Annotated in this window: 24 protein-coding genes; 3 read left to right on the top strand and 21 right to left on the bottom strand. The window is 73.1% G+C overall.

The window, feature by feature from the left end:
* The first annotated feature begins 41 nt into the window (after positions 1 to 41).
* Positions 42 to 791 (top strand): NAD-dependent epimerase/dehydratase family protein, encoded by a 750-nt coding sequence (locus tag DY240_RS21065; RefSeq protein WP_119661809.1) that lies wholly within the window; start codon positions 42 to 44, stop codon positions 789 to 791.
* Positions 792 to 927: 136 nt separating this feature from the next.
* Here the strand turns inward: DY240_RS21065 and DY240_RS21060 are convergent, their stop codons facing one another.
* The 3 genes from DY240_RS21060 to DY240_RS21050 are packed head-to-tail and all read right to left on the bottom strand — an operon-like array spanning position 928 to position 3,604.
* Positions 928 to 1,665, bottom strand: coding sequence for an amidohydrolase family protein (locus DY240_RS21060; RefSeq protein ID WP_119661808.1), 738 nt, complete (start codon positions 1,663 to 1,665; stop codon positions 928 to 930).
* Complete coding sequence (locus tag DY240_RS21055) at positions 1,662 to 2,369, bottom strand: amidohydrolase family protein (RefSeq protein ID WP_119661807.1); 708 nt, start codon at positions 2,367 to 2,369, stop codon at positions 1,662 to 1,664. The genes DY240_RS21060 and DY240_RS21055 overlap by 4 nt, the downstream gene beginning before the upstream one ends.
* Positions 2,366 to 3,604: a DegT/DnrJ/EryC1/StrS family aminotransferase gene (locus DY240_RS21050; protein ID WP_199701932.1), complete on the bottom strand. Its 1,239-nt coding sequence runs from the start codon at positions 3,602 to 3,604 to the stop codon at positions 2,366 to 2,368. The genes DY240_RS21055 and DY240_RS21050 overlap by 4 nt, the downstream gene beginning before the upstream one ends.
* 80 nt (positions 3,605 to 3,684) lie before the next feature.
* Between DY240_RS21050 and DY240_RS21045 the strand changes: the two genes are divergently transcribed.
* Positions 3,685 to 4,911 (top strand): response regulator, encoded by a 1,227-nt coding sequence (locus DY240_RS21045; RefSeq protein WP_119661806.1) that lies wholly within the window; start codon positions 3,685 to 3,687, stop codon positions 4,909 to 4,911.
* On the opposite strand, the gene DY240_RS21040 is transcribed toward DY240_RS21045, so the two are convergent.
* The 18 genes from DY240_RS21040 to DY240_RS20960 form a co-directional block, all read right to left on the bottom strand.
* Positions 4,901 to 5,947 (bottom strand): dihydrodipicolinate synthase family protein, encoded by a 1,047-nt coding sequence (locus DY240_RS21040; protein WP_119661805.1) that lies wholly within the window; start codon positions 5,945 to 5,947, stop codon positions 4,901 to 4,903. The genes DY240_RS21045 and DY240_RS21040 overlap by 11 nt on opposite strands.
* A complete protein-coding gene (locus DY240_RS21035; protein ID WP_119661804.1) occupies positions 5,947 to 6,969 on the bottom strand; it encodes an NAD-dependent epimerase/dehydratase family protein in 1,023 nt (340 codons plus the stop codon). Before DY240_RS21035 ends, DY240_RS21040 begins: the two co-directional genes overlap by 1 nt.
* A gap of 94 nt (positions 6,970 to 7,063) precedes the next feature.
* Positions 7,064 to 7,201 carry a hypothetical protein gene (locus tag DY240_RS32150; RefSeq protein WP_158602927.1) on the bottom strand — a complete coding sequence of 46 codons (138 nt, stop codon included), beginning with the start codon at positions 7,199 to 7,201 and terminating at the stop codon, positions 7,064 to 7,066.
* 360 nt (positions 7,202 to 7,561) lie between these two features.
* Entirely contained in the window at positions 7,562 to 8,740 is a 1,179-nt protein-coding gene (locus DY240_RS21030; protein ID WP_119661803.1) for a DegT/DnrJ/EryC1/StrS family aminotransferase, read from the bottom strand.
* Positions 8,737 to 9,507: an amidohydrolase family protein gene (locus DY240_RS21025; protein WP_199701926.1), complete on the bottom strand. Its 771-nt coding sequence runs from the start codon at positions 9,505 to 9,507 to the stop codon at positions 8,737 to 8,739. Before DY240_RS21025 ends, DY240_RS21030 begins: the two co-directional genes overlap by 4 nt.
* A gap of 5 nt (positions 9,508 to 9,512) precedes the next feature.
* Positions 9,513 to 10,247 carry an amidohydrolase family protein gene (locus DY240_RS21020; RefSeq protein ID WP_119661801.1) on the bottom strand — a complete coding sequence of 245 codons (735 nt, stop codon included), beginning with the start codon at positions 10,245 to 10,247 and terminating at the stop codon, positions 9,513 to 9,515.
* A 7-nt stretch (positions 10,248 to 10,254) separates the two neighbouring features.
* Positions 10,255 to 11,133, bottom strand: a complete 879-nt coding sequence (locus tag DY240_RS21015; RefSeq protein WP_199701923.1) for a carbohydrate ABC transporter permease — start codon at positions 11,131 to 11,133, stop codon at positions 10,255 to 10,257.
* Positions 11,130 to 12,035, bottom strand: a complete 906-nt coding sequence (locus DY240_RS21010) for a carbohydrate ABC transporter permease (protein WP_119661800.1) — start codon at positions 12,033 to 12,035, stop codon at positions 11,130 to 11,132. The genes DY240_RS21015 and DY240_RS21010 overlap by 4 nt, the downstream gene beginning before the upstream one ends.
* Positions 12,036 to 12,077: 42 nt before the next feature.
* Positions 12,078 to 13,334, bottom strand: coding sequence for a sugar ABC transporter substrate-binding protein (locus DY240_RS21005; protein WP_199701920.1), 1,257 nt, complete (start codon positions 13,332 to 13,334; stop codon positions 12,078 to 12,080).
* 133 nt (positions 13,335 to 13,467) lie between these two features.
* A complete protein-coding gene (locus tag DY240_RS21000; protein WP_119661798.1) occupies positions 13,468 to 14,295 on the bottom strand; it encodes a ribosomal RNA small subunit methyltransferase A in 828 nt (275 codons plus the stop codon).
* Between the two features lie 246 nt (positions 14,296 to 14,541).
* Positions 14,542 to 15,096 (bottom strand): Uma2 family endonuclease, encoded by a 555-nt coding sequence (locus tag DY240_RS20995; protein WP_119661797.1) that lies wholly within the window; start codon positions 15,094 to 15,096, stop codon positions 14,542 to 14,544.
* 84 nt (positions 15,097 to 15,180) lie between these two features.
* Positions 15,181 to 16,881 (bottom strand): ABC-F family ATP-binding cassette domain-containing protein, encoded by a 1,701-nt coding sequence (locus DY240_RS20990; protein ID WP_119661796.1) that lies wholly within the window; start codon positions 16,879 to 16,881, stop codon positions 15,181 to 15,183.
* A 188-nt stretch (positions 16,882 to 17,069) separates the two neighbouring features.
* The gene (locus DY240_RS20985) at positions 17,070 to 17,651 is read right to left on the bottom strand and encodes a dihydrofolate reductase family protein (RefSeq protein ID WP_119661795.1); all 582 of its coding nucleotides are present in this window, start codon (positions 17,649 to 17,651) and stop codon (positions 17,070 to 17,072) included.
* Between the two features lie 68 nt (positions 17,652 to 17,719).
* Positions 17,720 to 18,538, bottom strand: coding sequence for a helix-turn-helix domain-containing protein (locus DY240_RS20980; RefSeq protein ID WP_119661844.1), 819 nt, complete (start codon positions 18,536 to 18,538; stop codon positions 17,720 to 17,722).
* A 133-nt stretch (positions 18,539 to 18,671) separates the two neighbouring features.
* Positions 18,672 to 20,432, bottom strand: a complete 1,761-nt coding sequence (gene aspS / locus DY240_RS20975) for an aspartate--tRNA ligase (RefSeq protein WP_119661794.1) — start codon at positions 20,430 to 20,432, stop codon at positions 18,672 to 18,674.
* 278 nt (positions 20,433 to 20,710) lie between these two features.
* Entirely contained in the window at positions 20,711 to 22,231 is a 1,521-nt protein-coding gene (locus DY240_RS20970; RefSeq protein WP_119661793.1) for an Rv2578c family radical SAM protein, read from the bottom strand.
* 220 nt (positions 22,232 to 22,451) lie between these two features.
* A complete protein-coding gene (gene hisS / locus DY240_RS20965) occupies positions 22,452 to 23,648 on the bottom strand; it encodes a histidine--tRNA ligase (RefSeq protein ID WP_407659359.1) in 1,197 nt (398 codons plus the stop codon).
* 70 nt (positions 23,649 to 23,718) lie between these two features.
* Complete coding sequence (locus DY240_RS20960; protein WP_119661791.1) at positions 23,719 to 24,384, bottom strand: MBL fold metallo-hydrolase; 666 nt, start codon at positions 24,382 to 24,384, stop codon at positions 23,719 to 23,721.
* A gap of 148 nt (positions 24,385 to 24,532) precedes the next feature.
* Here DY240_RS20960 and DY240_RS20955 point away from each other — a divergent pair, with 148 nt between their 5' ends.
* Positions 24,533 to 25,330 carry a peptidylprolyl isomerase gene (locus tag DY240_RS20955; protein WP_119661790.1) on the top strand — a complete coding sequence of 266 codons (798 nt, stop codon included), beginning with the start codon at positions 24,533 to 24,535 and terminating at the stop codon, positions 25,328 to 25,330.
* Positions 25,331 to 25,521: the final 191 nt, after the last annotated feature.

Below are 25,521 nucleotides of genomic sequence, written 5' to 3'. Positions count from 1 at the left end.
GAGGGCATGAGGGCACTGATCGCGACGGGAGGAGCGGCGGCATGCACGTCCTGGTCATCGGCGGTGCCGGCATGGTCGGCAGCAACGTGGTCCCGCACCTGGCGGAGCGGCACACCGTCCGGGTGCTGGACCGACGGCCGGTCACCGCCGGCGGCGTGGAGTCCGTGCGGGGTGATGCCCGCTCCCCCGACGACGTCCGGGCGGCGCTGGACGGCGTCGACGGTGTCGTGCACATGGCTGCCGCCGTCCCCCGCGCCGACGGCTACGACCCGGTCGCGAACGGGCTGGCGTTCGAGGTGAACGTCGGCTCGCCGCACCTGGCCATGTCGCTGGCGGCGGCCGCGGGGGTGCGCTCGTTCGTGCACATCAGCACCATGTCGGTGTTCGAGGCCTACTCGACGCGGCCGGTCGATCCCGCCACCGCCGTCCCGGACGCCGTCGCGCCCTACGGCCTGACCAAGCGGCTCGGCGAGCAGGTCGTGGCGGCGTTGTCACCGTCGCTGGGGCTCCCGGCCTGCTCGCTGCGGCTGATCTACCCGACGCCCGACGCCGACTGGCCGCAGTGGCGCTCGCCGGAGGGCCACCCGCCGCGGCCCATGCGCATGCGCGACGGCAGCGGCGCCCAGATCCCCGCCCTGGCCGCCGCCGACCTCGCGGCCGCGATCGATCGGGCGCTGGACTGGCCCGGGCCCTACCGGCCGTTCACCGTCACCGCCGACGTCGCCGGGGTCTCCGTCGTACCCGACGACACCCGCGCCGTCCTCGGCTGGGCGCCGGCCCGGGTGCTCTGACCGACCGCCGCGCTCCGTCCCGTGGTGCGGGCGCGACGGTGTCGTCGCCGTCGTCGGGTGGGGCCGTCACGAGGATTTCCCGAGCGTCACCACGATCGCAGGCGTAGTGCGACACGGGATTTCGTGGTGAACGTGATCATTCCGGAGCGGGCAGGCGGAAGACGTCGGCGGCGTTGCGCCACATGACGAGCTCCTCCTCCGCCGCGCTCAGTTCGGCAGCCCGGATGGCGCCCAGCGTCACCGCCGGATGGATGAGCGTGGCGTCGCTGCCGAACATCAGCCGCTCCGGCCCGACGCGGTCCAGTACCCAGCGGATCCGGCCGGGCGCGGGCGTCGACCAGCACGGCTCGAACCAGAGCCGGTCGGTCCGCTGCGCCGCGTCGGGCACGAGCGGCCAGGCCGGACCGCCGAAGTGGGCGGCGACCACCCGAACGCCGGGGACGCCGGCGACGACGTCGGCCAGGCCGACGATCTCCTCGCCCCAGGTGTGCACCAGCACGGGCAGGTCGTACGACGCCAGCAGCGCCAGCGCGTCGGCCATCGCCGCCGAACCGCCGGGCGAGCCGGCGTAGTGGGTGTGGATCTTCGCACCCACGAACAGCCCGGTCGGCAGCAGCGACGACAGCTGCGACTCCGCGAGCGACAGGTCTCGCGGGTCGACGACCAGCAGCCCTCGCAGCCGCGGCCCGGCGGCCTCCAGCACCGGGACCAGCGCGGGGTTCCCCGGCAGCGGGTCGTAGACGACGGCCTCGACGGCGGACACCAGCTGCACGTCGATGCCGCACTCGTCCATCACCCGCAGGTTCACCGCGGCGTCGGCGACGGACGTACTGAAGAACCACGGGCCCCAGTGGCCGTGCACGTCGACGATCACGCCGCCACCCCCAGCAGCCGGCGCAGGTTCCCGCCCACGACGAGGGCGCGCTCCGACGCCCCTAGCCCGGCCGCCGCGAGCCGGTCGACCACGGCGGCCGCCTCGAACCAGCCGGGACGGCTGCCGAAGACCAGCCGCTCGGCGCCGACCGACGCCACCACGACCTCCCAGCCGTCGACGTCGCCCAGCAGCCGGGTCGACGCGTGGAAGCCGGGCTCGTCGCGGGCCAGCAGGACGAAGTCGCCGAGGTGGTAGAAGTGCGCGTCGACGAAGACGGCGGTCACGCCCAGTCCGGCCAGTGCCGGCCCGATCACCCGGACGTCGCCCTCCACCAGCAGCACCAGCCCGGCCGAGGCCGCCGTCCGGGCCACCGCCCGCAGGCCGGGCGCCGTCGCCGGCACACCCTGCCGGTCCGGCGCCAGCCGCACCGCCCGCACCCCCAGCGACGCGGCCCGCGCGACCTCGTCCAGGGCCGTCAGCGGGTCGCGCAGGTCCACCCCGGCCGCCGCCTGCCAGCCGAACGCCGCCGCCACCGACCGCGCCTCGTCGTTGCCGCTGGGCGCGTCGAACAGCAGCGATCGCAGCGACGTCACCAGCCCGCCGCCGATGCCCAGCCCCGTCAGCGCACCGGCCAGCGCGTCCCCGTCCAGCCGCGCCCCCGTCGCGATGTCGCGGCCGATCAGCAGGTCGCAGTCGAGGATCACGACGCCACCAGCGCGGTGTGCACCTTCGTGACGGCGGCGACGATGTCGTCGACGTCGGCGTCGGTGAAGTTCTCGTTCCACGGCACCACGACCAGCCGCCGGTACACGAGGTCCTCGGCGACCGGGCAGAGCCCGTCGGGGTACTCCGCCCGGCCGGCCAGCGGATAGCCGGACGAGCCATAGGTCAGCGGCCGCCGCAGCACCGGCTCGGCGTACAGCGGCCGCGCCAGGTAGCCCCCGAGCGCCGGCACGCCCTCGGCCGTCAGCGCCGCCGCGTACCGCTGCAGCCCGGCCTCGTCCAGCCCGTCGACCAGCAGCGGGAAGTACCAGTAGACGTGGTCGCCGTCGTCCGGCGGGAGACCCAGCCCGTCCAGCTTGGACACGCGCGCCGCGAACGCGGCCGCACTCGTCCGCCGGCGGGCGACGACGGCGGGCAGCTTGCGCAGCTGCTCGCGGGCCACCGCGCCGACCAGCTCGGTCATCCGGTAGTTCAGCGCGAACGACAGGTAGGCGCGCTCGCCGGTCTCGCGCGGCCAGCCCTTGTCGGCGAATCGGCGCAGCCGCAGCGCCAGCTCGGGGTCGTCGGTGGTGACCAGGCCGCCGTCGCCGGTCGTGATGTGCTTGTACTGCTGCAGGCTGAAGCAGCCCAGCTGCCCGACGGCGCCGGCCAGCGGCCCGCCGGGGCGCACGGGCGCGAGGTAGGCCTGGGCGCAGTCCTCGATCAGCGCGATGCCGGCGCGGTCGGTCAGCTCGCGCAGCCGCTCCACGGGGGCCGGTTTGCCGAACAGGTGGACGGCGACGACGCCGCGGGTGCGCGGCCCGATCAGGGCGGCGACGGCGCCGGGGTCGAGGTTGCCGGTGACGGGATCGACGTCGGCGAAGACCGGAACCGCGTTCTGCGCGATGATCGGCGTCACCGAGCCCATGTCCGAGATCGGCGGGACGATGATCTCGTCGCCCGGCTCCGGGTCGACCGCCGCGACCGCCAGGTGGATCGCGGCCGTGCCGCTGCTGCACGCCACCGCGTACCGCGTGCCGATGAGCGCCGCGAACTCCTCCGTCAGCGCCGCCACCTCGGTCCCCCACACCCCGGAGAGCATGCCGCTGCGCAGCACCCGCAGGACGGCGGCCTCCTCCTCCGCGCCGATGGTGCGGCCGGCCGCGTTCAGTGGCGACGGCAGCGGCCGCGCCGCGTCCCGTACCGGCGTCCCCCCGTCGATGGCCAGCGTCCCCACTGCCTCTCCCGCCCTCCGTCGATCGACCATCATCGTATCGGCCTGGCCCGAAATCTGGACCAGGTGGCTACAGTTGTCGCATGGACACCTCGATCGGCGTGGTCGGCCCGCACGACCTGGTCGACAGCGTCGCGACCGTCTGCGAAGAGCAGGCCGGGGTGCGGGTGCACCGGTTCGACTACGACCACGAGACCCAGGCCACCGCCATGGTGACCACGCACGCGTCCGGCGTCGACGCCTGGCTGTTCACCGGCATCGTGCCGTACACCATCGCACACGACGCGCTGACCCGCCCGGCCGCGTTCGTCGACTACAGCGGGTCGACGCTGCTGGAGGCACTGGTGCGGCTGCTGCGCGACGGCCACGACGTCACCCGCCTCTCGGTCGACACCCTCGACGCCGCGCAGGTGCAGGGCACCCTGCGTGACGCCGGGGTGCCGGTCGACGACGTGCGCACGCTGCCCTATCGTCCGGGCGCGACGGCCGCCGACTTCGCCGCGTTCCATCGCCGGCACGCGGCCCGTCACGAGGGCACCGTCGCCGTCACGTGCCTGGCGTCGGTGCACGACGAGCTCAGCGGTGAGCTGCCGGTGTTCCGGCTGGCGCCGTCGCGGCAGTCGGTGCGCGCGGCGCTGCGCCAGCTGCTGCTGTCGGCGACCAGCCAGATCCAGGAGGACGCGCAGGTCGCGCTCGGGCTGGTCGAGGTCTTCCCCGCGTCCGAGCTCGACGACCTGGCGCGCGAGGTCGGCCTGCTCGGCGGCTCGCTGTCGCAGTACTCCGAGACGCTATCGCTGATCGTGACCACCCGCGGGCCGCTGCACGACGCCTCGCGCGGGTTCACCGCGCTGCCGCTGCTGCACCGGCTCGGCCAGCGCCACGACGTCGTGCGCATCGGCTTCGGCATCGGGCACAGCGGCGCCGAGGCCGAACGGCTGGCCCGCCGGGCGCTGGCCCGGGCCCGCAGCCACGGCGACGTCGCCGCCGTCGTCTCGTCGCGCAACGACGTCGACATCCTGCTCGAGACGGTCGCGCCGGCCGAGGCGCCGAAGCCCGAGCAGAGCCGCGCCGTGGTCGCCAGCCGGGTCGGGCTGTCGGTCGGCACGCTCGACCGCCTCCGCGAGATCACCGCCGCCACGGCCGACCGCCCGCTCACCACGCGCGACATCGCCGACGGGCTCGGCGTGCAGCTGCGGACGGCACGCCGCATCCTGCAGCGGCTGGAGCTGGCGGGCTGCGCGGAGCGGTCGGGCAGCCTGGAGTCCGGGACCATCGGGCGGCCGCTGACGCTGTACCGCATCAGCCTCTGAGCCAGCGGTCCAGCCGCTCGGCGATGAAGTCGTCGTCGCGCAGCTGCGGGTACGCGGCCCAGATGCGGTCGATCTCGGCCAGCTGGCCGGGCGAGAGCACCTCGTCCTCGTCCAGGCACCACAGCCCGGCCAGCAGGCCCTGACGACGCAGCACCTCGTGGATGCCGGGCACGCAGCCGTGGAACGCGTGCGCGGCGTCGAAGATGGCGGCGTTGGCGTCGGTGAGGACGGGGTTGAGCGCGAGCAGCTCGCGCAGCGCGGCGTCGTCGCCGGCCCGGGCGCGTCCGGCCGCGGCGAGGATCTCGACCGCACCGCGCACCCACACCGCCCACTGCCCGAGCAGGCCGCCGACGACCTCGATGCGCCGGCCGCCGACGTCGTAGGTGGTGAGCAGGTCCATGACGATGTGGTCGTCGTTGCCGGTGTAGAGGGCGATGTCGCCGGCCCGTCCCGACTCGGCCAGGCCGTGCACGACCTCCAGCGTCGCGTACCGATCGAACGGCGCCACCTTGACGCCGGCGACCGCGGGCTGCTCGCCCAGCCGCCGCCAGAAGTCGCGGCCGAGCACCCGCCCGCCCACCGCGGGCTGCAGGTAGAAGCCGATGACCGGGATCACCTCGCCGACGGCGCGGGCGCGGTCGAGCAGCTCGTCCTCGGTAGCGCCGCCGGTGCCGTACGGCGTCAGCAGCGCGAGGTCGTAGCCGAGGTCGCGGGCGAGCTCGGCCTCGGCGACCGCCTGCTGGGCCGGCCCCACGATGCCGGCGACCAGCACGGGCGCGCGGTCGGTGTACTCGGCGGCGGTCGCGGCGGCCAGCTCGAGCACCGGGGCCAGCAGGCCCCGGCCGGGCTCGTGCACGGCGAACTGGGTGGTGTGGACGGCGACCGCCAGGCCGCTGGCGCCGGCCTCGAGGTAGTACCGCGACAGCGCCCGCTGCCGCCGCTCGTCGAGCTTGCGGTCCTCGTCGAGCGCGAGCGGGTGCGCCGGGATCACGCCACCGGCGCGGAACCGGGCCAGGGCGTCGTCGGCCGCCGGCATCAGAACTTCCCGTCGCGTCGCTGGAACTTGGTCGGCTTGCCCAGGGTCGGCAGGCCGGCCCGCACCCAGTGCGCCGTCGCCTCCACCAGCTCGGGCACGGCCACGTCCGGGTAGCCGAACAGCCCGTGGCAGCGTTGGGCGTTGGCCAGCAGCGCCGTCGGGGCCTCCTCGCCGGTGAACGTCACCGGCTTGTCCAGCGCCGCGGAGAGGTCGGTGGCCAGCCGGCGCACGCCGAGCGTCTCGGGGCCGGTGACGTTGAGCAGCAGCGGCGGGGTGGACGCGTGCAGCAGCGCCCGCAGCGTGACCTCGTTCGCGTAGCCCTGCCAGACCAGGTTGAGGCTGCCCATCGTCACGTCGACCGGCTCGCCGGCCTCGATGGCCTGCGCGAGGTCGACCAGCACGCCGTAGCGCATCTCGACCGCGTAGTTGAGCCGGATGATCGCCATCGGCGTGCCGGCGCGCTGCGACGCGGCCTGCAGGATCCGCTCGCGGCCCAGGCACGACATCGCGTACTCGCCGATCGGGCCGGGCAGGGTCTCCTCGGTGGCGCCGCCGCTGCCGACGTCGACCAGCGGGTACACGTTGCCGGTCGAGAGCGCGCTGATGCGGCTACCGGCGTAGCGCCGGGCGACGCGGCCGGGCAGGTAGACGTTGGTCTCCCAGGTGCCGGCCTGGTTGCCCTCGGTGCCGAACTTCGCGCCCACGAGGTACACGACGTTCGCGGCGTCGGGCAGCGAGGCCAGGGCGTCGTCGTCGGCGATGTCGGCCGCCACGACCTCCGCGCCGGTCGCCTCCATGGCCTCGCGGGCGCCTGGCGCTCCGTACCGGGACACCGCGACGACGCGGGCACCGGTGCCGGCCGCCTCGATGCCGCGCACGGCCAGCCTGACCAGGCTCACGCCCAGCTTGCCGCTCGCACCGAGCACGACCACGTCGCCGTCGAGCCGGCGCAGGTCCTCCACCAGCTCCGGCCGTGGCCGCGATAGTCGCTCGTCGAGCTCGTCGATGCTCCGCACCCGCATCCTCCATCTCCCGAACTTACGGTCCAGACCGTAATTTGCGGGACATGATGCTGTCAAGGTGCGCGATCACGCAGCCGAGCGGGACCGGGAGGCGCTACTCGGCCGCCAGGCCGCCTCCGAAGACGATGGCGAACCCCACCGCGAAACCCGCGGCGGAATGGTCGAAGATCAGGGCCAGCACCAGGCCCAGTCCGAACGCGACCATGAACCTCTTTGCCAGCTTCTGACCCATCGCCACTCCCTGCCAGTGGTGGGGACAACGCTGGTTCCATGATCAACCCGACCGCCCGGGGCCGCGCAAGCGAAAGTCTCACATTGAGGGACGGCGCCCGGAGGTTCGTCCGGGTGTGCCGGGAACGTCACCGCGCACGACGGTGTCCAGTCGTCGACCGGCAGTCCCGATGGCGGCCGACACACCCGCCCCATGGTTGGTTCCGGCGTGTTGACGCTGACGCCAACTGTTGGCCTGAGCGTCAACACGCCCGGACGGGTGGGGGTTCCGGCGTGTTGACACTGACGCCAACAGTTGGCCTGAGCGTCAACACGCCCGGACAGTACTCGGGAGGTCCCGGGCCCCGGAGAGCCGCGTACGTCACCGCCGCGGAAACGCCCGCCCGTCGCCGAACACGCGCAGGGCAGCGCTCACGACGTCGTCAGCGCCGCCGGGGCCGGCCATGAGCTGCGGCTGGCGCAGCCAGAACACCGTCGCGGCGGCCGCCTCCGCGCCCGGGGCGGGCAGCGCCCGCACCTGCCCTCCCAGTGCCGGCAGGGAGCCCAGCGGCGGGTAGCCGTCCTCGACGGGGACGCCCTCGGCGGCCAGCGCCCGGCCCGCCCAGTCGCGGTCCACGCCCGGCGCCGCCCGCAGCATCAGCAGGTGCCGGGAGTCGGTGGTGGTGCCCGGCGGCTGCGGCACCACCTCGACGGGCCCGCCGGCCGCCGCCAGCCCGTCCGTCACCCGCCGCGCGAACGCGTCGCGGGCGGCGACCTCGTCGTCGAGCCGGTCCAGCCAGGGCAGCAGCAGGGCCGCCTGCAGCTCGGTCATCCGCAGGTTCCAGCCGACGTCGGCGTGGTGGTACCAGGCGCCGTCGCGGACCCGGCCGACGTTGCAGGCCGACCAGGCACGGGCGGCGAGGTCGTCGTCGTTCGTGACGATGAGGCCGCCCTCTCCGGCGGTCATCGCCTTGCTGGACTGGAAGCTGAACGTGCCGGCCGTCCCGTGCGCGCCGACCGGCCGGCCGCGGTAGGCGGCGCTATGCGCCTGGGCGCTGTCCTCGACGACGGCAAGGCCGTGCTCGGCGGCGAGCGCGAGCAGGTCGTCCAACGGGGCCGGGCTGCCGGCCAGGTGGACCGGCATGACGGCGCGCGTGCGCGGCGTGAGCGCCGGCCGGACAGTGCCGGCCGTCAGATGCAGGTGGCCGGGGTCGACGTCGGCGATCACCGGCACCGCGCCGAGCAGCAGCACCGCCGTGGCGCACGCGACGAACGTGTACGCCGGCACCACCACCTCGTCGCCAGGCCGGACGCCCGCCGCCCGCAGCGCGACGAACAGCGCCAGCGTCCCGTTCGTCAGCACGATGCCGTGCTTCGCACCGTGCCGCCGGGCGAACTCGGCGGCCAGCCGCTCGCACAGCGGACCGGACGTCGCGCCCCAGTGGCCGCTGTCGACGACCTCGGCCAGCAGCTTGCGCTGCGTGTCCGACGCGGGCGGCGGCCAGGCCGGCCAGGGGGCGCGGCGCGTGGGCTCGCCGCCGTCGATGGCGAGTGTCGTCATGGCGTCTCCTGGGAAGCGAGGATGAGGCGCCGGCCGAGCAGCCGGGCGGCGTTGCCGCCCAGCACCAGCGCACGGTCTTCGTCGGACAGCCGGGCGAACCGTACTTTCCCGAGGCCCAGCCGAGGGTCCAGGAAGCAGGCATCGGTCCCGAACAGCACGCGGTCGGCGCCGGCGACGGCGACCAGACGCTCCAGCCAGCGGGTGGTGAGCCGGGAGCCGCAGATCTCCAGGTACAGGTTCGGCTGGGCGGCGGACAGCCGGGCCGCGCGGTCGAAGCCGTCCTGCCAGAGGCCGGCGTGCCCGACGAGGACCGGCACCGCGGGATGGCGGCGGGCCAGCTCGGCGAGGTCGCCGGGGTCGGAGTACGGCGATCGCGTCTGCCCGTGCGACAGCACCGGGACGCCGGCCGCGGCGGCCAGCTCGAGCAGCGGCTCGTACCGCGGGTCGATGACGGCGCACTCGTGCGTGTCCGGGTGCAGCTTCAGGCCCCAGACGCCGGGCCGGTCCAGCTGTTCGCGCAGGAGCGCGGCGGCGTCGGGCCGGTACGGGTCGGCGACCAGCCAGACCCCGATGCGGCCCGGATGCCGTTCGGCCTCGGCCAGCGCCAGCTCGTTGCCCGCCGCGGGATCGCGGCCGACGGCGACCAGGTGCGAGACGCCGACGACGTCGATGCCGATCTCGGTGTTGACGTCCACCAGCCAGGCCGCGCCGGGCTCCGGCACGAAGAAGTCGGCCCAGCCGCCCACGTGTCCATGCGCGTCGATCACCGGGCTCATCGTCGACCCCCTGCCCGCAACGCTTCGAACGAGCCGGCCGCGATCAGCTCGACGTCGGCGGCGGGCAGCCGCAGGTGGTCCAGCTGGAAGCGCGGGCCGGCGTCGTCCCACACCGGTGCGCCGGTGCCGAACACCAGCCGGTGCGCGCCGGACCGCCGGGCCAGCCACTCGACGGCGCCGGCGGCGGCGAGCGTGCCGGTCTCGACGTGGATGCCCGGGTGGGCGTCGAGCAGCTCGGCCAGCTCGCGCAGGCACCGGTAGCCCGGCGAGAGCACCAGTATCCGGAGCTCCGGCACGGCGGCGGCCAGGGCGCCGACGCGGTCCAGGCCGGTCTCGCTCGCGTCCAGCGCGAGTGGGATGGCGGCCACGGCGAGCTCGTGCCACCAGCGCAACGCCACCGGACCGGTGAGCGCGAACCGGTGCCGCACCGGGCAGGCGCGCACCATCGCCGGAGCGGCGTCGACGACCGCTCCGGGGCCGTCCGGCCAGCCGGCGCCGGGCACCGCGGGCAGGATCACCGGGACGGGCACCAGCCGCTCGTGGCCGGGGACGGAGCCGGGGCCGGCGCCGTGCTCGTGCGCGGGGTCGCCGTACAGTCCGTGACTCGGCGTGACGGCGGCGCCGTCGGTGCCCAGGTGGTCCAGCTCGGCGAGCAGCCCCGCGACGTCGGCGGACGGCACGTGGTCGCCCGGCACCGGCCCGAGCACCCGGTGGGCGTCGAAGATCCGCACCGGCCGGTCAGCCCTTCAGGCCGGTGGTCGCGATGCTGTTCACCAGGTAGCGCTGCAGGACGCCGAAGATGACCAGGCACGGGATGACGCTGATCGCGGCCGACGCCATGATCCGCGCCCGCGCCACCGTCTCGGCGTTGAGCGTCGACAACCCGACCGTCAGCGTGCGCATCTCGTCGGTCTGCGCGATGACCAGCGGCCACAGGAAGTCGTTCCAGTGCCAGAGGAACACGAAGATGCCCAGCGTCGCCAGCACCGGCTTGGTGAGCGGCAGCACCAGCCGCCAGAACACCGTCCACTCCCCCGCGCCGTCGATCTTCGCCGCGTCGAACAGGTCGTCCGGCAGTCCCTTGATGAACTGGCGCATCAGGAACACCGCCTGCGAGTTGGCCAGCGTCGGGACGATCAGCCCCCAGAAGGTGTTGACGCCCTCCATGCGCGAGACCAGCACGAACATCGGAATCAGCGTGGCCTGCGCGGGCACCATGAGCGTCGCCAGGAACGACCACATCAGCGCGTTGCTGCCCGGGAACCGCTTGCGGGCGAACGCGTAGCCGGCCATCGCCGCCGTCAGCAGGATGACGACCACCGAGACGATCGAGTAGACGAACGAGTTCAGCGTCCAGCGCAGGAACGACGACGCCGACAGGACCGCGCTCAGGTTGTCCAGCGTCACCTCGTCGGGCAGCCGCTGCGGGATCGTCTGCGCGCCTTCGGGCGTGATCGCCAGCACGAACACCGCGACGAACGGCACCACGGTGAAGACCGACGCCAGGATCAGCAGGACGGTCAGCCAGACGTTCGCCCCGCTCCGCCGGCGGCGCCGGCGCCCGGTGGCGGCCGAGCTCGTCGCCGCCGGAGCGGGTGGTGCGGTGAGGGTGGTCACGTGTTCTCCCGGTCCAGGACGTACCGCTGCACCAGGGAGATCACGAGGACCACGAGGAACAGCATGACGCCGATGGTGGCGGCGTAGCCGAAGTCGAAGAACTTGAAGCCCTGGTCGTACAGCATGTAGACGAGCCCGTACGACGCCCGGGCCGGGCCGCCGCCGGTCATGACGTAGATCGTGTCGAACACCTGGAACGCCACGATCGTCTCGATGACCAGCACGAAGAAGATCACGGGGCGCAGCAGCGGCAGCGTGATGCGCCGGAACTTGGCCCACGCCCCGGCGCCGTCGAGCGTCGCCGCCTCCATGACGTCCTCGGGGATGTTCTTCAGCCCGGCCAGCAGGATCAGCATCGAGTACCCGAAGCTCTTCCACACCGAGACGACGGCCAGCGACCCCAGCACCATCGCCTGGTTGCCGGTGAGGAACGGCGCCGGCCCGAGGCCGAAGCGATCGAGCACGCCGTTGACGAGCCCGTTCGAGTCGTAGATCCAGATCCAGATGATGCCGGCCATGACGAACGAGGTGACGTACGGCAGGAACAGCAGTCCCCGGAACAGCCCGCGGCCGCGCACCACGTGATGCAGCATCGTCGCGGTTCCGAGCGACACCACCAGCGTCAGCGGCACGTACATCAGCGCGTAGAGCAGCGTGACGCGCAGGCTGTCGAAGAACAGGTCGTCCTCGATCAGGCGGCGGTAGTTCTCCGCGCCGACGAACGAGAAGTCGCCGCTGAGCCGGTAGTCGGTGAAGCTCATCCCGAGCGCGCCGAGGCTCGGCACGAACCGGAAGATCACGAACAGCACGAGCATGGGCAGGACGAAGATCAGTCCCCAGCCCGGGTCGCGCACGCGGTCCCGCCACGACGGGCGCGGCGGGGCCGTGCGTTGCAGCGTCATACGGTTCTCCTCGCCCGGCGTGGGGCGTCAGCAGGTGTGGCGTCAGCCGCCACGAGCGATCAGGTCGCGCGCCTCGGTCGCGGCGTCGGCGAGCGCGTCCTCCGGCGACTTCGACCCCTGCAGCGCTGCCTGCAGCTGCGCCGACAGCACCGCCATGACCTGACGGGCGGTCGGCGTCACCTCACCCGGGCGAGCGTACTGGAGCGCGTCGCTGAGCGCCGTCAGCGCGTCGTCGCCGGTGGGGGCGTCGACGTCCGTGCGGGCCGGGAAGGTGCCGGCCGCGTCGTTCAGGCGCGCGGAGACGTCCGGGCTCGCGATGAACGACGCCACCTCGTACGCCGCTTCCTCGTCGTCGTTGATACTGGTCAGCGCCAGGACGCCGGGAATGCCGAAGCTCACCTGCTCCTCACCCTTCAGCGGCGCGCCGACCACCACGTTCTCGGCACCGAGGCTGGTGCGCATGATCTCGATGTCCGGCAGCGTGATGGCGTACGTCATGGCCGTCGTGCCCGTGGTCAGGGGTCCGCCGTCCACGAGGTTCGTCTTCGTCGCCGCATCGGCCGGCAGCCCGCCGGCCTCCTGGAGATCGAGCAGGAACTGCAGCGCCGCCAGGCCCTCCGGCCCGTCGAAGGCGACGTCGGAACCGTCCTCGGTGAAGACGCTGCCGCCGGCCTGCCACAGCAGCGGGTAGAAGGTCAGGTTCAGGGTCGTCTCCGGGGAGCCGGAGTAGTCCAGGACCGAGACACCGTTCGCCGCCAGCGCCGGCGCCGCCGCCAGGACGTCGTCCCACGTGGCCGGCGGCTCGGTGATGCCGGCCGCCTGGAACGCGGCCATGTTGTAGGCCGTGGTGGTGCTCGTGTGGTAGATCGGCACCCCGTACAGCTCGTCCTCGAAGGTGACGATGTCCAGCGCGCTGGGCAGGTACGCGTCGCGGTCGTCCTCGACCGCCCCGTCGAGCGGCTTCAGCCCGCCGCTGACCTGGTACTGAAGCGTCTGGTCGGGGGTGAGCAGCACGAGGTCCGGGCCCTGGCCGGAGGCGATGGCGGTCGCGATCTTCTCGTCGCGGCCCTCCCAGGGCTGCAGCTCGAGAGTGAGGTCGATGTCCTCGTGCTCGGCCTCGAAGTCCGCCTCGACCTGCTCCCAGAACTCGATGCTGGCGTCCTGGTCCGGAATGACCGGGTACATCCACACCGTGACCTCGGCCGAGCCTCCACCGCCGGCCGTGTCGTCGTCCGAACCCCCGCAAGCGGCGACGGTCAACAGCGCCGCCACCCCGACCGCCATACCTCGAACTCGCACCGGAAACCTCCTCGCCCAAGAGCCGGCAAATACCGGCCTGGGCCGAAACTATAGCTGACCGTCGGACGCGGTCAAGGCCGCCGGACCGGCTGTGATGCAGCGGTAACCGGCGGCGACGTCTCCATGCGGTTCGTCACGTGGCCGTGAGCTCGCCCGCCAGGGCGAGCCAGGTCGTCACGGGCACCGACGACGCCGCGGCCGGCGGATCGATGCCCGTCGACGTCAGCAGCCGGTGCGCGCGCTTCTTCGGCACGTGGGCGCCGAGCACGTCCCGGGCGGGCCGGCGCGGCTGCCGGTAGGCGTCCTGCAGCAACCGCCGGGCCAGCCGGGCCTGTGCCCGCGACACGTCGGCGCGCCGCCGGACCACCAGGTGCGCGGAATCGACCGACGGCGCTGGGCGGAAGCTGCCCGGCCGGACCCGTCCGGCGATGCCGAGCTCGAACCTGGCCTGCCACCAGGCGACCTCCAGATCGCGCGGGTGGGTGTCGGTCATCCGCTTGGCGAAACCCCACTCGACCAGCAGGTCCGCGCCTGCGACCGAGGTCGTCTCCGGGTCCAGGAGGCGGCGCAGCAGCGCCGTCGAGATCGCGTACGGGATGTTCGCGACCACGCGGTACGGGCGGTGCGGCAGCATGACGGTGCGCGCGTCGGCCTCGACGACCCGGACGCCGTCGTCGCCGGCGAAGCGCCGCCGGAGCTTCGCGACGAACCGCGGGTCGCGCTCGACGGCGATGACGCGGGCGCCGGTGGCGGCCAGCGGCGCGGTCAGCGCTCCGAGCCCGGCGCCCAGTTCGATGACCAGGTCGCCCGGTCCGGCGCCGGACGAGCTGACCATCCGGGCGCTGACGGACGGGTCGCGGAGCAGGTGGATGCCGGCGTGGTTGGGCGCGCCGCTGTTCGCTGGGTGATTCGCGCGGCCGGCGCGGTTCTGACGGGAGTGGGTGCGGGCATGCCGTGGCATGGGCCATCACGACCTCTCGGGATCACGGGAGACGGCGGACGTCGAAAAGCCGCGCCGTGCGCCTCGGGTGTGGTCACCGAGGGACGGACGCGGCTGCGGCGTGCTCCCGTGTGCCCGGCCCGGACCCCGTTCAGCCGGGGTCAGCCGGTGGTACGCAGAGCTACGCCGTGACGGACCGGCGGGGACGCCAGAACGCCACAGCGCGGTTGTCTGTCATTCCCATGCTCTTCAGCGTACCGGTCGGCCTCAGCCGGACACCAACGCTTTCGGTGTGACGGTCACCTCGAACGGCTGCGTGAGCGTGACGCTCTCGTCGCCCGTGGCCCTGCCCACCTCGACGTACGCGCCGTCGACCAGGTCGTAGGCCACGATGGACGGCTCGTCCGGGTCCACGATCCAGTACGACGCCACCCCACTGTCGGCGTACTTCGAGTACTTGAGCAACTGGTCCTTCCGCCGGGTGCTCCTCGACTGCACCTCCACGGCGAGGGTCAGCGGCGCGGTGATCGGTCCGTCGCTGTCCTGGTCGCGTCGGACGATGAGAACGTCGGGCTGAAACGACGTGCCGCGGTCGGGCTGCCAGTCGCGCGGCGCGACGTACACCTTCAGGTGGCTGGGCATCGCCGAACGCAGCAACACGGCAAGCTCGAGGACGACGGTCTGGTGCGGTCCCAACGGTGCCGGCGTCACCAGCAGGAACCCATCGAGCAGTTCGTAGCGGAGCCCGTCGTCAGGCAGGCCGGCGAGGTCGTCGACGGTCCAGGCGTCGGTTCCACGTGGCCGCTGCATCATGGTTGTCATGGTGCCCCCTTCCGGGCTCGGTCGCCACTGAGCTTTTCCTGCGCAATCGCGCCCCGCAACCAGCGATCACCAGATTGTGGACAACTAGCCGAGCATCAATTCGTTGTGGACGACCTCGGCGCGTTCGCCCTGCCAGCGACGCCGCGCCCACCGGTCGTGGGTCACCACGACCACCGCGAGACCGGCCGCGTCGACCGCGGCCTCCAGCTCCTCCACCAGGCCGAGCGACAGGTGGTTCGTCGGCTCGTCGAGCAGCAGCACCTGCGGCCGCGTCACCAGCATCCGGGCCAGCGCGAGCCGCCGCTGCTGACCGACGGACAGCGCGCCGACCGGCGTCGCCAGGGCCGGTCCGGGAAGCAGGCCGAGGCCCGCCAGCTCGGCCTGGTACTCGTCGGCCGGGCCGGGGCGGCCGGCGGCGAACGCCTGCACCGCCGTGAGCGACGGGTCAGGGAAGCTGCCGGTCTGCGGCAGCCAGCCGATCCGCAGCCGGCGCGACCGCAGCACCTCGCCGGTCGCCGGCTCCAGGGCCCCGGCCAGCACCGACAGCAGCGACGACTTGCCGGAACCGTTGCGGCCGGTGATCATCAGCCGGGTGTCGCGCGTGACGTCAAGGGCGCGGGCGGTGATGCGGCCGGGCACCTTGACGTCGCGGACCGCGATCAGCACGCCGTCGGGCACGTCGGGGACCGGCCCCATACCGACCGCGAGGTCTCCGGCCCTGCGCGAGCCCTTCGAGGGAGAGGAAGCCAGCGCGGCGTCGAACGTCAACAGCCGCGGCGGTTTGGGGATGCGCTGCTCCTCCAGCCGGCGCAGCCGGTTCTCGGCGTCGCGGACCCGCCGTGACACCGCGGCGTCGACCTTCTGGCTGAGGAAGTGCACGACGAACTTGTCGTTGTCGCGGCGGCCGCGGCCGTCGTGCCCGACCCGGCGGGCGTCCTGCTTGACGACGGCCCGCGCCGCGTCGACCTCGTCGGACCACGTGGCGTAGGCCTGCTCCCACCGGGCCCGGGCGGCGGCCTTGCCGGCCAGGTAGTCGGTGTACGTGCCGGTGTAGCGGGCCGGGCCGACGTGCGGGGTGCCGTCGCGGTCGACGGTCAGGACCGGGTCGAGGTCGAGGATCGACGTCGCCACGCCGTCGAGGAACGCGCGGTCGTGCGAGACGGTGACGACGGCGCCGCGGTGGGCTCGCAGCGCCTCCTCGAGGAACGCGATGGCGTCGTCGTCGAGGTGGTTGGTCGGCTCGTCCAGCAGCAGCACGTCCGGCGCGCGGACCAGCGCGAGCGCCAGAGCCAGCCGCGACCGCTGTCCGCCGGACAGCGTGCCGAGCGGCCGGTCCCCCGCGACCTCGGCCAGCCCCAGGCCGGCCAGGGCGCGCGCCGCGCGGGCGTCGGCGGACCAGCCGTCGCGGTGCTCGAACTCCGCCAGCAGGTCGCCGTACTCGTCCAGCACCGACTGGTCGCCGTCGGCGAGCTTGGCCTCGGCGGCACGCATGCGCCGCTCGAGCTCCCGGAACTCCGCCAGCGCGGCATCGATGGCGCCGTCGACGGTGTCGCCGTCGGGCAGGTCGGGCTCCTGGGTGAGGTAGCCGAGGCTGCCGTGCCGCTCGACGGTGCCGGAGTCGGGCCGCTCGACCCCGGCGGACAGCCGGAGCAGCGTCGACTTGCCGACGCCGTTCTCGCCGACGATGCCCAGCCGCTCCCCCGCGGCGGCGTCGTAGCTGACGCCGTCGAGGACCCGGCGGCCGGCGTAGGCGATGGAAACAGCGCGAACAGAGAGCAGAGACACGTGACGACCTCGACGAGGTTGCTGGGAGCCCGCCGGGTGGCACACCTCGGGCGCGGGCTGGAGTCACGCGTCAGATCACATCGCTGACGATGATGCCATGCGGGTGCGGTCCGGGCAAAGCGTTTTCGCGCCGGCATCGAAGGAGACCGCTCGTGCACAGGATCGACGCCCACCTCGCCTCAGATCGGTCAGCGGCGCACCCGATAGCTCAGGTGAAGCACCCGGTCGCCCTGGATCACCACGTCCGGATCGTCCAGCAGGTGCTGCGCGTCGACCGACCCGAAGAAGCGCTTGCCGGACCCGAACACCACGGGTGCGACGTCCATGCGCACCTCGTCGACCAGGCCCGCGGCCAGCGCCTGGCCGCCGACGTCGCCGGCCGCGACCTCGACGAGGCGGTCACCCGCGAGTTCCTGTGCCTTGGCCACGGCCGCCTCGACGCCGTCGACGAAGTGGAACGGCGCCTCGGGGTCCCAGCCCTCGGGCGGCGGCCGGTGCGTCACGACGACCACGTGGTCGACCCCGGCCGGAGGCTTGCCGTCCCAGCCGTCCGTCAGGTCGAAGACGTGGCGGCCGGCGATCGTCGCCCCGATCGGGTCCCAGTAGGCCCGGGTGTAGTCGTAGGACCTCTGGGACACCTTCACGGCGCCGCTCTCGTCCAGCGGGACGTCACCACTGACCAGCCAGTCGAACAGCGGTCCGGGCTGGTCGTTCTCGTCGGCGATGAAGCCGTCGACGGACACCGTGCTGTACATGACCACCTTGCCCATGAGGGCGCTCCTCTGCTCTCGGATGCCCCTCAGGTTAGGGTTTCGTGACCTGCCGCTCTTGTAAGAAATCAATCGGCCGGCAGCGGCCAGCTGTCCAGCGCGTGGCCGGGATGCTCGCGCAGGAACCGCCGCCGGACCTCGGCGTACCGGGTCGGCGTGAGCCCGGTGAACGCCCGGAACTCGTGGCCGAAGTGGGCCTGGTCGAAGTAGCCCGCACCGCTGGCGACGTCGGCCCAGTCGATCGGTCCGGCGAAGTCGATCGCGAACACGGTGGCGGCGAAGCGGTAGGTGCGCGCCAGCCGCTTCGGCGTGACGCCGACGAGCTCCTTGAACCGCAGCGCCAGATGAGTGCTGCTGACACCGGCCGCCACCCTCAGGTCGCCGATCGGCACCGCCCCGCTGCTGGCCGCGATGACGCTGCTCGTATGGCGGACCAGCCCCAGCCCGGCGGTCTCGCACAGCCGTCGCATCAGCTCCTCCTCGAGCAGCGTCAGCATCGCGTGCGGCCCGTCCGCCGTGGCCAGCCGGTCGCGCAGCTCGGCGACCGCGGGGCGGCCCCACACCTGCTCGACCGTCACCGGCCGGTCGCACAGCTCGGCCGCGGGCATCGGCAGGAACGGCCCCATCCCCCACGGCTTGAAGTGCACGCCGACGGACCGGGTCCAGATCGGGTAACCGAACTCCCACGCGCGGGTGGGCATCGTGACCACGCAGCCGTCGGCGTACTCGGCCGTGTCGGGGTCGGCGCCGCCGCGGACGCGGAACGGCGCACCGAGGTTGACGATGAGCAGCGCCGCCGGCGGCGGCAGCCTCAGCCGGGCGTACGGCGGCGCACCCTCCAGGTAGTAGAGGTCGTCGATCAGCCCGTCCAGCGGCGGTCGCGGCACTCTGGAGACGTACTCCACGTCCACAGTATCGCCCGGCATCGAGTCGGCGCCGATCGCGGACGAGCGCCCGGTCGCGGCCCACCGGCCGACCCGCGGCCGCCGGTCGGGGCGGCCGCGGGTCAGCGCAAGCGACTCAGGCCTGAGCCTGCTCAGAGACGGCGTCGATGCCGGCCTCCTTGCGCTGCTGCGCGGTGATCGGCGCCGGCGCCGCCGTCAGCGGGTCGTACCCGCCGCCGGTCTTCGGGAACGCGATGACGTCGCGGATGGAGTCGGACCCGGCCAGCAGCGCCGTGATGCGGTCCCAGCCGAACGCGATGCCACCGTGCGGTGGGGCGCCGTACCTGAACGCGTCGAGCAGGAAGCCGAACTTCTCCTGCGCCTCCTCCGAACCCAGGCCCATCACCCGGAACACCCGCTCCTGCACGTCGCGGCGGTGGATACGGATCGACCCGCCGCCGATCTCGTTGCCGTTGCAGACGATGTCGTAGGCGTAGGCGAGCGCGTTGCCCGGGTCGGTGTCGAAGGTGTCGAGCGACTCAGGCTTCGGCGACGTGAACGCGTGGTGCACGGCGGTCCAGGCGCCCGAGCCGACGGCGACGTCGTCGGTCTCGTCGACCGGTTCGAACAGCGGCGAGTCGACCACCCAGGTGAACGCCCAGGCGTCCTCGTCGATCAGCCCCGCGCGGCGGCCGATCTCCAGCCGCGCCGCGCCGAGCAGCGCCTGCGACGACCGTCGCGTGCCGGCGGCGAAGAACACGGCGTCGCCGGGAACCGCGCCGACCAGCTTGGGCAGGCCGGCCTTCTCGTCCTCGGACAGGTTCTTCGCGACCGGGCCGGACAGCTCGCCGTCGGCCCCGACCAGCACGTACGCCAGCCCCCGCGCGCCGCGCGCCTTGGCCCAGTCCTGCCAGCCGTCGAGCTCCTTGCGGGTCTGCGACGCGCCGCCCGGGTACACGACGGCGCCCACGTACGGCGCTTGGAACACCCGGAACTGCGTGTTCGCGAAGTGCTCGGTGACCTCGGTGAGCTCCTGACCGAACCGCAGGTCGGGCTTGTCAGAGCCGAACCGGTCCATGGCGTCGCGGTAGGTCATGCGCGGGATCGGGGTCGTCAGCTCGTGGCCGGCCAGCGCCCACAGCGCCGTGAGGACGCGCTCGGCCAGCGCGATGACGTCGTCCTGCTCGACGAAGCTCATCTCGATGTCGAGCTGGGTGAACTCGGGCTGCCGGTCGGCGCGGAAGTCCTCGTCGCGGTAGCAGCGGGCGATCTGGAAGTACCGCTCCAGCCCGGCGACCATGAGCAACTGCTTGAACAACTGCGGCGACTGCGGCAGCGCGTACCAGGACCCCGGTCGCAGCCGGGCCGGCACCAGGAAGTCGCGCGCCCCCTCGGGCGTGGACCGGGTGAGCGTCGGCGTCTCGACCTCGACGAAGTTCTCGGCCAGCAGGACGTCGCGGGCGGCCTTGTTCACGGCGCTGCGCAGCCGGATCGCGGCGGCCGGGCCGGTGCGACGCAGGTCGAGGTAGCGGTACTTCAGCCGCACCTCCTCACCGACGTCGACGTGGTCGTCGATCTGGAACGGCAGCGGCTCGGCCTCACTCAGCACCTCGACCGCCTCGGCGACGACCTCGATCTCGCCGGTCGGCAGGTTCGGGTTCTCGTTCCCCTCCGGACGCCGGCCGACCTGCCCCGTGACCTTGATGCAGAACTCGTTGCGCAGCCCGTGCGCGACCGACTCGTCGCGCACCACCACCTGCGCCACCCCGGACGCATCCCGCAGATCCAGGAACGCCACTCCCCCATGATCGCGACGGCGGGCCACCCAGCCGGTGAGGGTGACGGTCTGGCCGGCGTGGTCGGCACGCAGCGTGCCGGCCTCGTGGGTGCGGAGCACAGGTGTTCCTCTCAGGGTTGGCGGAGCGGTGGTGCTGACCCAGCGATCCTACGTAACCGCATCATGCGGCGGCGAGGCGATTCCCCGCCGGACGCCCGCATGGTCCACGTCCGTGCCGCGTGTTCTCCGCCCCGCCACGACCCCGGTCCCGGTTGATCTTGGAGTTGTTCGGCCATCTATCGGACATTTCGGTCGGCGATTGCCGAACAACTCCAAGATCGACTTCGGCATGGATCGGTGGTGCGGGCGGGCGATGGGTGCGGGCGGGGCGGCGGACGTCAGAAGAGGGCGTCCTGGGCGGGTTCGGCAGGCGTCGGCTCGGGCGTGACGCGTGGGCCCCAGCGGCGGCCGTGCAGGGGGCGCCGGCGGTCGTCGACCATCGGCTCGGCGTCGTCGTCGCGGAGGCGGTACCGGCGCAGGTGGGGTTCGACGCGGGCCCGCAGCCAGTCGCGATAGCGCTGGTCGGAGTAGGAGCCCCGGTGGTAGAGCCGCCGGTACAGCGGCAGCAGGTCGGGCCGGGTGGACTCCAGCCAGTCGAGGTACCACTCGCGGGCGCCGGGCCGCAGGTGCAGCGGGATGTAGCTGATGCCCGTGGCGCCAGCGTCGGCCACCGCCGCGACCAACGCGGACAGATGCTCCTCGGAGTCGGTGAGGCCGGGCAGGATCGGCGCCAGCAGGACGGTGCACGGCAGGCCGGCCTCGCGCACCGACCGCACCAGCTCCAGCCGGGCCTTCGGCGTGGGCGTGCCGGGCTCCACCGAACGGTGCAGCGTCTCGTCGAGCAGGGCCAGCGAGACGCCGACGCCGACCTGGACATCCTCGGCGGCGCGGCGCAGCAGCGGCAGGTCGCGACGCAGCAGCGTGCCCTTCGTCAGGATGCTGAACGGCGTGCCGGACCCGGCCAGCGCCTCGATGACGCCCGGCATCAGCCGGTACCGGCCCTCGGCCCGCTGGTAGGGGTCGGTGTTGGTGCCCATGGCGACGTGCTCGCGCGACCACGACCGGCGGCTGACCTCGCGGCGCAGCACGTCGGCGACGTTCACCTTGACGATCACCTGGCGGTTGAAGTCGTCGCCGGCGTCGAGGTCGAGGTAGGTGTGGGTGTTGCGGGCGAAGCAGTTGTGGCTGACGACGCCGTGCGCGATGAAGTCGCCGGTGCCGGTGGTGAGGTCGAACATCGGCAGCTCGACGTCCATCGGCCGCACGTAGCTGACCGTCAGCGCGTCGTCGGCCCGTACCGCGGCACCGACGACGCCGCGGCGCAGTCCCACGAGGCGGTCGCGGGTGGTCAGCGACGGACGGGGCGGCTCGCCCTCGGCGGCCGGGGCCACATGCTTCCAGCCGTCGGCCGTGAGGAACCGGTGGTCGCCGCTGGCGACGATCGACGTGCCGCCGTCGAGCTCGAGCCGGAACGCCGGCTTGGACGTGCGCCAGTGGTCGAGCACCTGGGTACGCACCAGGCGCCGGCTCAACCCCTCGGCCCGGGTGCCGAGCACCTGGTCGCCCGGCCGCACCCGCGCCAGCGGGACGGTGGAGCCGTCGGCCATGGTGATGGGCGCGTAGCCGGACAGGCAGTAGGTGCACGCATGGCTGCAGCCGCGGTACGGGTTCACCGTCCAGCGGAACGGCACGTGCGACGCCTCGGGCACCTTGTTGAGCGCGGACTTGGACGTGACCTCGTGGAAGGTGATGCCCTCGAACTCAGGTGTGCGCACGCTGCGGACCAGCCCGGACAGCCGCTGCAGCCCCGGCAGCGCCGCACCGTCGGTGACCGCGAGCTCCTGAGCTTCCCAACGCACTCATCCATTCGAACACACGTTCGGTACCGACGCAAGTCCGTGGAACAGGCCGGTTTCGTCCAGGTCAGCGCGTAGCGGAACAGCGGCACCCGCCGCCACTGGACGCCGGGCAGCGGGTGGGTCAGTACGTCACCGGCGACCCACTCGACGTCCGGACGGGACCGGCGGGACCGCGTCCAGTACCAGCCGGTGGTAGTGGAGGTTGTGGTTCCACCGCACGCTAGACGAGCCGCTGCAGGTGCGTCACCAGCCCGTTCAGCGAGATCGCCTGCTGCTCCCCCGTCGCGAGGTCCTTCACCTGGGCGACGCCCTCGGCGAGGTCGCGCGCGCCGACGACGACGGCGTACTTGGCGCCGCTGCGATCGGCGGCCTTCATGGCGCCCTTGAGGCCGCGGCCGCCGGTGGCGAAGTCGGCCGCGACGCCGGCCCGCCGGAGCTGGGTGACCAGTCCGAACGCCCACGCCGCAGCCTCGTCGCCGAGCGGGACGGCGAACACCTGGACGCCCGTGACCCCCGGCAGCGGCAGCCCCTCGGCCTCCATGGCCAGCAGCGTGCGGTCGGCGCCGAGCGCCCAGCCCACCCCGGGCAGCGCCGGCCCGCCGATCAGCTCGGACAGGCCGTCGTAGCGACCGCCGCCGCCCACCGCGGACTGCGAGCCGAGACCGTCGTGGACGAACTCGAACAGTGTGCGGGTGTAGTAGTCGAGCCCGCGCACGAGCCGCGGGTCGTCCTCGAAGTCGACACCCGCCGACGTCAGCAGCGAGCGGACGGTGTCGTGGTGCGCGCGGTCGGACGGTGACAGGAAGTCGGTGATGATCGGCGCCGACGCCAGCGCCTTCTGGATCTCCGGCCGCTTGTCGTCGAGCACCCGCAGCGGGTTGATCTCGACCCGCCGGGCGGTCTCCTCGTCGAGGTCGAGACCGCGCAGGTACTCCTGCAGCGCCGCCCGGTAGGCCGGCCGCGACTCGTGCGAGCCGAGCGAGTTCAGCAGCACCCGCACCCCGGTCAGCCCGAGCGCGCGGTAGGCGTCGACGGCGAGCACGATCAGCTCGGCGTCGCTGGCGGGGTCCTCGGTGCCCAGGATCTCGGCGCCGACCTGGGAGAAGTGCCGGTAGCGGCCCTTCTGCGGCCGCTCGTAGCGGTAGTAGGAGCCGGAGTACCACAGCTTCACCGGCAGCGCGCCGCGGTGCAGCCCGTTCTCGAGGACGGCGCGCAGCACCGGCGCCGTCCCCTCCGGCCGCAGCGTGACGTCGTCGCCGCCGCGGGTGGTGAAGGAGTACATCTCCTTCGTGACGATGTCGGTCGACTCGCCGACGCCACGGGCGAACAGCGTCGTCTCCTCGAAGCTGGGCGTCTCGACGTAGCCGTAGCCGGCCGAGCGCAGCGGCGCGGCCAGCGTGTCGCGGACGGCGAGCATGGCCTCGCCGCGCGGCGGCACGAGATCGAAGGTGCCCTTCGGGGCACGGAAGGCTGGAACAGTCACGTGTCTACAGTCCTCGCAGGTACGGGTTGGATGCGCGTTCCCGGTCGAGGGTCGACGCCGCGCCGTGGCCGGGCCGGACGGTGGTGAGTCCGGGCAGCTCGTCGTCCGACGCGAGGCGGGTCAGCGTCGCGCGCATGCGCGCGTCGTCGCCACCCGGCAGGTCGGTGCGGCCCACCGTGGCTGCGAACAGCACGTCGCCGGTGAAGACGACGGCGTCGCCGGGCGCGTAGTAGAGCGTCGACCCCTCGGTATGGCCGGGCGCATGGATCGCGCGCAGCCCGACGCCGGCGAGTTCCAGCTCGGTGTCGGCGCCGCCGAACGGCCGGACGTCGGCCGGTGGCGTCCAGCCGGCGCCGAACTGGGCGAACTGCACCGCCAGTTGCGGACCGAGCGAGCCGAGCGGGTCGGACAGCCGGTAGGCGTCGCCTTCGTGCAGGTGGACGGGGAGGTCGCGGCCGCGGCAGAGCTCGCTCACCGCGTAGGTGTGGTCGAGGTGGCCGTGGGTGACGAGGACCGCGGCCGGCTCGAGGGAGTGCTCGGCGAACACCTTCTCCAGCTGCTCGGCGACGCCGATGCCGGGATCGATCACGAGGCACTCGCGGGCGCCGTCGGCCGCCACGACGTAGCAGTTGGTACCCAGTACGGGAGCGACGACGGTGAGCAGGAGCACCCAGGAAGGTTACCGGCGGGCCACTCATCGCCGCGAACTCGTTATCTGATTCCCGCCGTGTACTGCCTAGACTGTCCCCGCGTACCACACGCGGAAGGGGGGTCCTCGGGTCCCCTCATCGTTCTCGAAACGACCGGGAGGATGGCTGGTGGCCCAGAGTGCCAAGCAACGCCGGCGTCAGCTCGCGCGCCAGCACTACGAGCGTCAGCAGGCGCGGCGGGCCGAGCAGGCCCAGAAGCGGCGGAAGATCGGCATCGTCGTCGGAGCCGTGATCGTGGCGGTGGCTCTCGTCATGGGCACGCTCCTGGTGTCCGGCGCACTCGGCGACGACGACGATCCCGTCGCGTCCGGCACCGACTCCTCCCCGTCCGCCGACGCCGCCGCCGGCACCTGCGACTACCGCGCCGCCGGCGAGTCGGCCGTCCCCGACCTCGGCACGCCGCCGGCCATCGACCCCGCCGCGCTCCAGACGCCGCTGCCCACCACGGCGACGCTGACCATCAACGGCGCCCCGGTCACCGTGACGCTCGACGCCGGCGCGCCGTGCACCGTCAACTCGCTGGCCTTCCTGGCCTCCGCCGGGTACTACGACGGCACCGCCTGCCACCGCCTGACGACCTCCGACAGCCTGAAGGTCCTGCAGTGCGGCGACCCGACCGGCACCGGCTCGGGCGGCCCCGGCTACGAGTACGACAACGAGAACACCGACGGCGCCACCTACCCGGCCGGTACGGTGGCGATGGCCAACAGCGGCCCCAACACCAACGGCAGCCAGTTCTTCCTCGTGTACGGCGACTCCCAGCTGCCGCCCGACTACACCGTCTTCGGCCAGATCACCACTGGTCTGGACGTGATCACTGGTATCGCCGAGGCTGGAACCGACAATGGATCGGAGGATGGCGCGCCCATCACCCCGGTCACCCTCGACTCCGTCACCACCGCCTGACCCGGATGAGGACACCGTGACGAACACGACTGGTAGCCCCGAGCACGACGACGCGGCGACACCCGCCGCCGAGGTCGAGCCCACGGCCCCCGAGTCCCCCGGCGCCACCGAGCCGGCGCCGACGCCCGAAGCCGCCGCGGCGGAGCCGGCCGAGCCCGAGGCCGCACAGCCCGAGCCCGAGGCCGCACCGG

This window comes from Jiangella rhizosphaerae (assembly GCF_003579925.1).
GTDB classification, from domain to species: domain Bacteria; phylum Actinomycetota; class Actinomycetes; order Jiangellales; family Jiangellaceae; genus Jiangella; species Jiangella rhizosphaerae.
The sequence above is the reverse complement of the archived record's forward strand: the minus strand, read 5'-3'. Positions and strand labels throughout refer to the sequence as shown.

What these genes read in the sequence shown, in the direction of transcription:
- DY240_RS21065 (WP_119661809.1), top strand. Translation starts at nt 42, where the DNA reads ATGCACGTCCTGGTCATCGGCGGTGCCGGCATGGTCGGCAGCAACGTG.
- DY240_RS21045 (WP_119661806.1), top strand. Translation starts at nt 3,685, where the DNA reads ATGGACACCTCGATCGGCGTGGTCGGCCCGCACGACCTGGTCGACAGC.
- DY240_RS21040 (WP_119661805.1), bottom strand. Translation starts at nt 5,947, where the DNA reads ATGCCGGCGGCCGACGACGCCCTGGCCCGGTTCCGCGCCGGTGGCGTG.
- DY240_RS21035 (WP_119661804.1), bottom strand. Translation starts at nt 6,969, where the DNA reads ATGCGGGTGCGGAGCATCGACGAGCTCGACGAGCGACTATCGCGGCCA.
- DY240_RS32150 (WP_158602927.1), bottom strand. Translation starts at nt 7,201, where the DNA reads ATGGGTCAGAAGCTGGCAAAGAGGTTCATGGTCGCGTTCGGACTGGGC.
- DY240_RS21030 (WP_119661803.1), bottom strand. Translation starts at nt 8,740, where the DNA reads ATGACGACACTCGCCATCGACGGCGGCGAGCCCACGCGCCGCGCCCCC.
- DY240_RS21010 (WP_119661800.1), bottom strand. Translation starts at nt 12,035, where the DNA reads ATGACGCTGCAACGCACGGCCCCGCCGCGCCCGTCGTGGCGGGACCGC.
- DY240_RS21000 (WP_119661798.1), bottom strand. Translation starts at nt 14,295, where the DNA reads ATGCCACGGCATGCCCGCACCCACTCCCGTCAGAACCGCGCCGGCCGC.
- DY240_RS20995 (WP_119661797.1), bottom strand. Translation starts at nt 15,096, where the DNA reads ATGACAACCATGATGCAGCGGCCACGTGGAACCGACGCCTGGACCGTC.
- DY240_RS20985 (WP_119661795.1), bottom strand. Translation starts at nt 17,651, where the DNA reads ATGGGCAAGGTGGTCATGTACAGCACGGTGTCCGTCGACGGCTTCATC.
- hisS (WP_407659359.1), bottom strand. Translation starts at nt 23,648, where the DNA reads ATGCTCGCCGTCCGCGACACGCTGGCCGCGCCGCTGCGCTCGGCCGGC.